Annotated in this window: 13 protein-coding genes; all 13 read right to left on the bottom strand. The window is 30.1% G+C overall.

What is annotated here, in order from left to right:
- Positions 1 to 224 precede the first annotated feature (224 nt).
- Entirely contained in the window at positions 225 to 719 is a 495-nt protein-coding gene (locus K8344_RS13500; RefSeq protein WP_237609205.1) for a hypothetical protein, read from the bottom strand.
- Positions 720 to 961: 242 nt separating this feature from the next.
- The gene (locus tag K8344_RS13495) at positions 962 to 1,339 is read right to left on the bottom strand and encodes a hypothetical protein (protein ID WP_237609204.1); all 378 of its coding nucleotides are present in this window, start codon (positions 1,337 to 1,339) and stop codon (positions 962 to 964) included.
- Positions 1,326 to 3,161 (bottom strand): ATP-binding protein, encoded by a 1,836-nt coding sequence (locus K8344_RS13490; RefSeq protein ID WP_237609203.1) that lies wholly within the window; start codon positions 3,159 to 3,161, stop codon positions 1,326 to 1,328. The genes K8344_RS13495 and K8344_RS13490 overlap by 14 nt, the downstream gene beginning before the upstream one ends.
- Before the next feature lie 3 nt (positions 3,162 to 3,164).
- Positions 3,165 to 4,373 carry an SIR2 family protein gene (locus tag K8344_RS13485; RefSeq protein ID WP_237609202.1) on the bottom strand — a complete coding sequence of 403 codons (1,209 nt, stop codon included), beginning with the start codon at positions 4,371 to 4,373 and terminating at the stop codon, positions 3,165 to 3,167.
- Positions 4,374 to 4,538: 165 nt separating this feature from the next.
- Entirely contained in the window at positions 4,539 to 4,766 is a 228-nt protein-coding gene (locus K8344_RS13480; protein ID WP_237609201.1) for a hypothetical protein, read from the bottom strand.
- Positions 4,767 to 5,246 (bottom strand): hypothetical protein, encoded by a 480-nt coding sequence (locus tag K8344_RS13475; protein WP_237609200.1) that lies wholly within the window; start codon positions 5,244 to 5,246, stop codon positions 4,767 to 4,769.
- Positions 5,247 to 5,273: 27 nt separating this feature from the next.
- On the bottom strand, positions 5,274 to 5,414 hold the full coding sequence (locus K8344_RS13470; RefSeq protein ID WP_237609199.1) for a hypothetical protein: 141 nt from the start codon (positions 5,412 to 5,414) through the stop codon (positions 5,274 to 5,276).
- Positions 5,415 to 5,525: 111 nt separating this feature from the next.
- Positions 5,526 to 6,215, bottom strand: coding sequence for a tetratricopeptide repeat protein (locus K8344_RS13465; protein WP_237609198.1), 690 nt, complete (start codon positions 6,213 to 6,215; stop codon positions 5,526 to 5,528).
- Positions 6,216 to 6,384: 169 nt separating this feature from the next.
- Positions 6,385 to 7,077 (bottom strand): T9SS type A sorting domain-containing protein, encoded by a 693-nt coding sequence (locus K8344_RS13460; protein WP_237609197.1) that lies wholly within the window; start codon positions 7,075 to 7,077, stop codon positions 6,385 to 6,387.
- Between the two features lie 221 nt (positions 7,078 to 7,298).
- Entirely contained in the window at positions 7,299 to 7,571 is a 273-nt protein-coding gene (locus K8344_RS13455; RefSeq protein WP_237609196.1) for a hypothetical protein, read from the bottom strand.
- Between the two features lie 21 nt (positions 7,572 to 7,592).
- On the bottom strand, positions 7,593 to 7,964 hold the full coding sequence (locus tag K8344_RS13450) for a hypothetical protein (RefSeq protein ID WP_026449441.1): 372 nt from the start codon (positions 7,962 to 7,964) through the stop codon (positions 7,593 to 7,595).
- A gap of 131 nt (positions 7,965 to 8,095) precedes the next feature.
- Positions 8,096 to 8,494 carry a hypothetical protein gene (locus K8344_RS13445; RefSeq protein ID WP_237609195.1) on the bottom strand — a complete coding sequence of 133 codons (399 nt, stop codon included), beginning with the start codon at positions 8,492 to 8,494 and terminating at the stop codon, positions 8,096 to 8,098.
- The gene (locus K8344_RS13440; protein WP_237609194.1) at positions 8,491 to 9,030 is read right to left on the bottom strand and encodes an FEKKY domain-containing protein; all 540 of its coding nucleotides are present in this window, start codon (positions 9,028 to 9,030) and stop codon (positions 8,491 to 8,493) included. Before K8344_RS13440 ends, K8344_RS13445 begins: the two co-directional genes overlap by 4 nt.
- Positions 9,031 to 9,175 lie beyond the last annotated feature (145 nt).

Below are 9,175 nucleotides of genomic sequence, written 5' to 3'. Positions count from 1 at the left end.
TCCTACCATAAAATACTGATTATTTTCCTTCTAAATCCGCGCGCTTTACTGATTTTTTAAATAACCTAGCAAGCAAGGGTTATTGCACACAACGTGTTTGTATAAGATTAGTTGCGTGTTTAAGCAACTAATTTAGCAAATACAAACCGAATAGAAAATCCGCGAGGATTTTCGTAAGTAGGCTTGCACTAGCAATTAATTTTATACGGTGTTGTAGCACGTTTTTATTCCAATTTTAATATTCCGTTATCTTTTAATTCTTTCCGCCATTCACTTACATATTCTTGTTCAACAAGCTCCATTTTCAGGAAGTTTAAATTTAGTCCGTTATTTATTTTTTGATTTTTTTCAGTCACACGATACAAATCCGATATTGCTGGTGGTTCAGCCCATTCCAGTGTGTATTGAAATCCATCAATTATTAATTCAGATTTTGGGTCAACTTTTAAAATCAAATAGTCATGAAATGTCTTTCGAGTTCCGTCAAAAGAGTCGCCTTTATATTCCGCAATAAAAAAGTAAATTTCGCTTTTTCCTTTTTTTGGTTCAAATGCTTTTTTCAGTCCGTCATTTTTATAAATTTCGAAATCATCAAAACTCCTAAATGATTTGTAATCAATATCGGAATTTTCAGTTTTTGAAATCAGTTTATATAATTTCTCCTGTCCAAAAGTTAGGTTGCAAATTAATATGAAAATTATTGTAGTTAATTTCTGCATTTCGTTTTTTCTCAAATGTGCTACAACGGTCTTGTGTATGAAACGTAGCGTATAAATAAACGCTAACTTTTCGGATTTAGCACGAGCCGAATTTTTTATTTTTATGTTTAATTTTCTTTTATAAATATAACCAAATAAAAAATTTGGCGTACTTTGTAAATATACAAAAACCTCTCGGAAAGCCTATAATAGCTATGTTTTATACACGTTGTTGTATGCAGTGCTTTTACTAAAATTATTAGTTAGTCAATTTCATTCAATGTTTTTTTATCATAGTCTGAGATTCCAAATTCTCCAGAAATAATTTCATCTCCATATCTATCCCAAATACTTTTAAAACTTGTTCCAATAGAGTCAGCAGTCAAATTGCCTTCTGTAAATGACAAAACAGGTCCTTTGTGAATTCCACAATAGTTTGATGTAACTATAAGCCCATCTTCATTATATTCAACCATTTCTTCGAATATTCCATAAGCCGTATCATAGGCAACTTGTTCATTTTCAAAAGCCGTTCCGATAGGATGCTGACTAGCTCCAATTATCATTCTTGGTGTAAGTCCGTAATAATATCTGTCAAATTTACCTTGATGGTAAGCTTTTAAAATTTTAATCCAATTCATCTTTCCAATTTTCTATAAGTAACATAGTTTTATTGTCAGGTTCAGATTCTGGTTTGATTTTACCAATGTCAATCATAACTGGCACTTGAGCTGAAAGTCCAGCCAAAATACAAGTGCCAGTTGGTAAAATTGGTAAAGATTCAAATGAAAGCTTATCTAAATACGAGACAGTTCTTTCTACAGCTTTAATATCGTTGTTGTTAATTAATCTATGTAGAAAGAAGTTATGTAATTGAGATATGATTGTAGCAGATATATCCGAAGGTCTTTGACTTGCAATTGTCAAAAATGTTCCAAACTTTCTACCTTCCTTTATTATTTCTTCAAATGTTTCTAGTCTATAATCTTTCCAAGTCTCGCTTTCTCTTTGAGATATAGATGATAAAATATTGTGAGCTTCGTCAATAATTATATTTAAATATTTTTCTTTTTCATTGACCTCTTTTTTCTTTTCGTAAAGTTGCTTGCATATTAAAAGAGGAAGCATTTTTCTCATTTGAATATTAACGTCTCTTAGCGAGATAACAGTGATGTTTTTATCGCTATCCTCTTCGTTAATAACAATAACTTTCCTTAAATCATTTAATCTCGGTGGCGTTCTTTTCAGTAAAGGTGACAAATGTTCAATATTCGAATATCCATTTATTATTTCGTGGTGAAATTGTAGAATAATTCTAATTCTAACCTTTGACAAATAATCATCCTCAATTTCATCAAACTCGATGTTACCAAATAATTCTTCTACATATGGAATAACTCCATCATAATTGTTTGTTCCAATGTAAAAACCGTGTGTTGTGGAATTATAATGTAGGTTTTGTCTTAAATCTAGTACGGTTTGCGAAATATTACTATTAGTAAGACAATCTCCCAATTGTGATAGTAAATCTATTATTTGGGCGATATTAACATTATCATCATTTTTATCGATTATCTTTAATATCAATGATTTTACAAACTCGATTAAGCTATCTCCATCTTGTATCTTTTGAGTAAGAAAATCATTTTCTATGGCTCTTTTAAGAAAAGGCTTTTGAGTTTTTTCTGTTGCTTCAAGAACTAATGACCAAAAATTATAATCTGAGATTTGTTCTTCAGAAATCGGAAATTTATCTTTTTCAGTTCTTGTGTTTAGCGAATAAATATTTTTATAGTCTTTATCTATAATTACATTATCGTTTACGTATTCTCCGTTAAAGTCAATGAAGAAGAATTTTGCATTGTCTCGAAACTTATTATTCTCTATGTATTTTAGAAAAAGTTCCCGATAAATTTTCGCAAGAGTATAAGACTTTCCACTTCCTGTATTCCCAAAAATTCCAATATGACTAGCAAATAAATCATTGACTCCTACCTTAATCTCTTGATTGTTCTCGTGAGTTAAAGTTCCTAATATTAATGGGTCGTCTTTTTTCTTTACAAAATTGTGTACGTCTTCAAATTCTGGCAAGTCCAAAAGAAAACATTCATTATTAATCAAAGGAAGCTCTTTTATTCCTCTTTCAAAACCTTTAGGGCTGAAAAAACCAAGTAGAGAAACTTGTAATATGCGTTTGATTTTTTGCTTTTCGTTTGTATATTTTTTATTGCTGAACTGCTTATCTTCAATGATAAATTCTCCTTCAACTTTTCCAATAATTCTAGTAAAACCTTTTGTAATTTTCACAAAACCATTTACAGAAATATTACGCAGTAATTTCCCTTGATATAAGAGGTGAGCAGAATTTTTAGCCTTATCAACTTCAATTTTAATAGTCCTACCTTCTACAGATATGACTTTACCGACCTTAAAAATTGAATCCTTTTGTAGAATTTCATTCATAAATCAGCTATTAGTTTTATTATACTCTATTATAGAATCTCTTAAAGGAAATAACAGATAATCATTAAATTTCCTTAGATTAAAACCATTCTCAGGACAAATGAACTCTACATTTGGAAAACTTTTAATATCGATTAAATCATCAAGGAAATTTGAAATTATATCATCAGCCGTCTCAGTATAAGAAACGATAAAAATTTTAAGCGTTGGATTTGACTTAATTGCACGAATTGTAATTTCTCTGATATGTTCATCTGCCATTGAGAAACCCATAACATATAACACGGTATTTTCTTTCTCTAACTCATTAGCATATAATCTTAATAGCTCGTAATAGTTTTTATTAAACGTAGTATCTTTAAATTTGTCTTTAGTTGGATTTACAATCTGCAATTTTTCATATGAAATTATGAAATCGCCTACATCTGGTTTTGGGTCTATTTTGTCAACTTCCTCTACAATTTCCTCTATAGTAAGATTTCTGTCATCTGAATCCCACTTGTCATCATTCATTTTTTTAATATCTAATAATGATAACTTTGAGATTTCGTTGTCAACTTCTTCTACAATCCCAAGGTTTGAAAAGTTGATATTCCCTTTTTTCATTTCCCAAGTAACTGAACCGTGAATTTTCAATAAATTGAAGACAGGTATTTCAGAAATATTATCGTAGTGAAGACTTTTTTGATAAAATGATTTTTTGAAATTACTTAAACTGAATTTTTTATTAAAAATTCCATTAAATCCGTCATTAAACTGTAAATCTAAATCTTCAAGTAGCTTTTCATTAAAAATATCTATGTTAGTTGTGAACAGATTGATTTGTTTGTTTACAGTGTTACTTCTTCTTTCGTATAAAATATGATTTAGAGTTTTGAAAAAGTCTTTATACGCCTTATAAGTATTGTTTAATTTTTCTTGAGGTGTTGTTTCTGCTGGTTCAAATTCATCTTTAGTTATTATGGAATTGTGAATATCAATATTGCCTCTCATTGCAATATCAAAGTATGTCTTATATAATGTTGATTTTGCTAAAAGATAGTTTTCATCACTTACGGTTTTTTTTGATTTTAAATCTTCAAGACCTTCCAACCAAGTTTCTATATTTCCGAGTGTACCAAAAAATGGATTTGATAATCCTGAACCAATTAGAAAGTTGATGTTACAATCTTGAAATATATTTTTATGATGATTTAGTTCTTTATCTTCCATTTAGTTTGTTTTTCGGGCATTGCATACAACGGTCTTGTGTATGGTTAGTTGCGTGGTTAAGCAACTAATTTAGTAAACAAATACGAACCCGAGAAAATTCCGAAGGAATTTTCCAAATAAGCACTTGCCAAAGCAATTAATTATACACGTTGTTGTACCCAGTTTTTAATATTTAGAAATTCTATATTCATCATCTAATTCGATGCAGATGTAATTCCCTCCGAATTTTCCGCCACCTTTGATTTTCTTAAAGGTTAATTCCTTAAAATATCCAGTATTAAAATTGCGAGTAAATTCTACTTCGCCAATTTCAGAAGAGTGATAAGGATAGTTATATTCTTTATTTTTAGTTAATCTATTGATATGTGATTTTTGGATTATTTTGTTTGGCATTTATTCTTCTAATTTTTGTTTCCGATTCAATTGCCAATTCATTAGTAAAATATTCCACATCGCAAAAAAGTCAGAACCTTTAAAGGCTGGAATAACAAACTGTTCAGAATTCAGATTAGTGATTGTTAATTCGTCCCATTCCGCTTTTTTCATTGATTCTTTAGTTGCTTTTCCTGATTCACTCAACTTAACTAAAGATTCAGGCTTCATTTCTTTAATATTTTCTATTAAAAGACTTTCATATTTGTCATATTCTCCCCAAACTATTTTCCGAGTTCCAATAATAGTCCATTTGTCATTATTCGGTTGGGTAAAAACCAAAACAGGAATTCCGATATTCAGATTTTCAAATAATTCCAAGTAATATTTTTGGTTTTCAGTAGGTAAAATTTCGAATAAGAACGAATGTTCGGTTGGAAGACTGTGTTTTTCAGCTTTCCACTTTAATCTTTTCGCAATATATTCATCTGTTTTCTGCATTTCTCAAATTGGGTACAACGGTCTCGGCTATGAGTAGTTGCGTGGTTTAGCACTTAACTTTGCAAGTACATACCAAACTGAAAATCCGCGAGGATTTTCAGAAGTAGACAAGAACAAGCAATTACTTATAGCCATTGTTGTAAGTAGTGCTTTTTTATTTATTTTCATTTATCCAATATGTTTTCTTTTCCCTTTTTTGTCGATAGTATGCTACAAAAATCAGAGAAAGCGGAAAGAAAAGGATAATCAAAATCCATTTCATTATATTTATCAATATCTTCATTTTATACTTTCCAATTTTTCTAATAAATCTTTTGCGTCTAACATTCCATATTTAGATGCTTGAGTAAGATATTTTCGTGCATTAACCGTATCGTTCAAATGGTAATAGGCTTCTCCAAGCCAACTCATAGCATTTGGGAAATCTTCAACATATTTAACTGCTTCTTCTAAATCTTTAACAGCAAGATTATATTTTTTTAAATATACATATGAAATTCCGCGTTCATATTTTATGTCGTATTTCCTAACATAGTAATCAGAGTCTTTGTCCCATTCATTTGGTAAATTAATCATTAGATAGGTGCTATCAGATTTTATAGCTCCTTTAGTATTTAATGCTTTTGTGTAAAATTCAATAGATTTTTCATATTGTTTGAGCTTTTTATAATTATTCCCAATATTCATTAAAACCATAGTGTTTTTTGGGTCAAATTCAATAATTTTTTGGTAGTCTTCTATAGCTCCATTATAATCTCCAATTATTGATTTGTCAGCGCCTCGATTTATAAGCGCAGGTCGAAATTCAGGTCTTTTTTCGATTGCTTTATCCAAAAACGGAATGGCTTTTTCATAATCTCCATTTTCTTCTAAATCAAATGCAATATTGTAATAATCATCTGCTGATTTTAAGTCGCAAGAGCTTATATAAATTGATATTATTGTTATGTAGATTAAGTTTTTCAGCATTACTTACAACGTTTAGTATAACCGCAGTTACGGGATTAAATTTAAAGCTTTTCGGATAAACACCGACGGTAGCAATTACGCGTGGATTCGGACGCAGTCGAATCCGCCGTAATTGCGGTTATACATTGTTAGCCACTGGCATGCTTAATTATTTTTCAACCAAGTTTTATTATTGTTTAATTATTTTTTTTATCGCTATTCCTTTTTCTGTGAATATTCTCAAAAGATATATTCCTTCTGCTAGATTAGATATATCTATAGAATTAGTACTACTCTTTGGTATTCGAACAGGCTCTCCAAGCAAATTATTGAGTTCAATTTTTAAGACTTGATTGTAATTTGAACTTATAAAAATTTCCGAATTACTTGGGTTAGGATAAACTTGAATATCGTTCCATCCAAAATCCATCACGGTCAGTGCATAATTTTTAAAAATAGCTATACCGCCAAGCGGATTTGCTATCGTCAAGACCATACCATTGGTCTCAGAAGTTATCACATACCACCCACCTCCGTTAAATCGGATAAAATCAAAATATGAGGTTTCGAAAAAATTATGGACTGTAATACCACAATCATTGGTTTCACTTAAGAATTCAAAAGTTTCTAAATTGGTAGAGGTAATTGTCTCGAAAGTTCCATAAAATAAATTACAGGCTCCTTCACCATTAAAATCAAAATTTTCCGAAATAGTTAAAGTTGGTGCGATGGGTGGTTCTATTTCCGAAATTTCATATTCAGTATTCAAATCATCAGATTGAATATAATATAAATACCAAGTCTGAAACAATTCCGGATTTGGATCCTGTGCGACAGAATTTATCGAGTAGCAAAATAGAATAGTAAGTAATATATATTTCATAATTTTTTTGTTTGCTTGTGGCTAATGTTTTGTATATGGCTCGTAGCGTGAAAATTAGCGATTAATTTCGGATTAAGCACAAGCCAGATTTTTAAATTTTACTATTTATCTTTTTTATTGGAAATCGTCAAATTTAAAAATTTGGCGACTTTCCAAATATACCTGAACTTTGGTTAAGCAACTGCCAAGCTATGAGCTATATACGGTGTTGCCACACGTATTTATTCAGGCCAAACTGACCATAAAAATAGAGTAACAATAATTAATTCCGTTATGTTTAAGGCTATTTTATTTTTAATAATCAGCGATAAAATAAAATCAACCAATATTCCAAATAAGCCTAAACCAATTCCTACTGTCATTGCAATCAATCCATAACCAAATGGGTCATTTACAGATTTAAAGTCAAAAATCATTATTGTAAGACACAACAAAATTGATAGAATTGAAAAAATAAATAAAACTGAAATTTTCTTTCGTAAAAAATCTTTCATAGATATTGTTAATCAGTCAATTTAGTAAATCGGCGCATCGAATTTTACAATGATTGTATCATTTTCCACAATAAAATCAACCCAATGGTCAAGCGAACTTCCGTTTGTATAATATCCGCCACCACTTTTTCCATTTTGACCATTCTTTCTGTCAAAAGTTAGCGAGTATGAACCATCAGATTTATTCTTGCTCATTGATAAAAATTCTCTAACAGACTTATTTGGTTCTATGCTATCAATATTTATGGTCTTAACTTTTTCACTCGTTGTAAATTCGATATTCGATATAGTTTCGCTTGAATTGTTTTCGATATGAACTTCTATTCCGTCTTTTTTATAGAAAAAACAAGAATTTAAAGTCAGAATTAAAATCAATGCAAGTAGTTTTTTCATATGTGTGGCAACGTGTTTGTATATGGTTTGTTGCGTGGTTTAAGCACCTAATTTAGCAAATAAAAACCGAATAGAAAATCCGCGAGGATTTTCGTAAGTAGGCTGGAACTAGCAATAAATTATATACGGTGTTACCCAACGTTTTTATTTTTCTCTTTTAATTGTCCGATTAATAAAACTACAAAACTCGAAATCCATATAAAAAATCCAATTCCGACAACAATATCGGAATTCCTTCCTCCTTCATTTTCTGGTAATTCTCGAAGTCCAATTACAAATAATGCAAATATAATAGTCAAAACTGATATTCCGATTTTCGTTTTTAGATTTAGTTTGTTAAAAATCAGATTCCCAAAATATAGGAAATTCGCAAACCAAGGAATCGCAACAAATGGTTCTAAAGCAAAAATTCCTAACCAACCCATAATTAGTCCGAAAACACCAAGTGTCCAAGTTCCGAAAAACATTGGCGTAATCAATGCAATTCCATAAAGTAACATTGAAATTTGTTTGTAGGTTAGTTTTTTCAATAGTCAATTATTTCGTCGTTGTGTTTTTCTTTTAGATAGGTATTAACTAATTCGTTGTAGCAAATCATTTCGGAATAAATTGTACAACCCATTCCGAAAGTCTCAATTCCATATTTCTTTTTTAGTGTTTTGTCTAATTCCATATCATAGCCAAATCCGAACTGAAAGTATTTAATTTCTCCATTCTTTAAATCACTTGCAAATCGCTTTTCCATTTCTCCACAAGTTTCTAATTCAGAGTATTCAGTGAGCCGTTTTTGGATTTGTACACTTTCATAAATTTGAACAACTATATATAAGTTCAGAGCTAAACAAATTCCAAATGCTCCAATCATAATTTTTGGCAATACTTTCCGCCATTTTTTCAAGAAATAATATAATCCGATACTTAAAATTCCGATTCCGAAAAATATTTTTGAGTATTCTAATTCAGGAATAATACTGACTTCAGCAATAGCATTGTATCTGTTATAAATTAACAGTCCAAATGCTGAAGTTCCTAAAATCAGAAGTGTGTATTTTGTTCTAACGTTCAATTTTTCTCAAATGTTGGGTAACGTTTCGTATATGATAAGTAGGCGATCACGAAGCTCTAAATTTTTGACTTAACCTAAAGTTTGATACAAGCCAAAAATATATCAATTAGTACTTTTTCGCCTATTTTTCATATACATTGTTGTG

It is taken from the genome of Aequorivita xiaoshiensis, from assembly GCF_022008395.1.
GTDB lineage: Bacteria > Bacteroidota > Bacteroidia > Flavobacteriales > Flavobacteriaceae > Aequorivita > Aequorivita xiaoshiensis.
The sequence above is the reverse complement of the archived record's forward strand: the minus strand, read 5'-3'. Positions and strand labels throughout refer to the sequence as shown.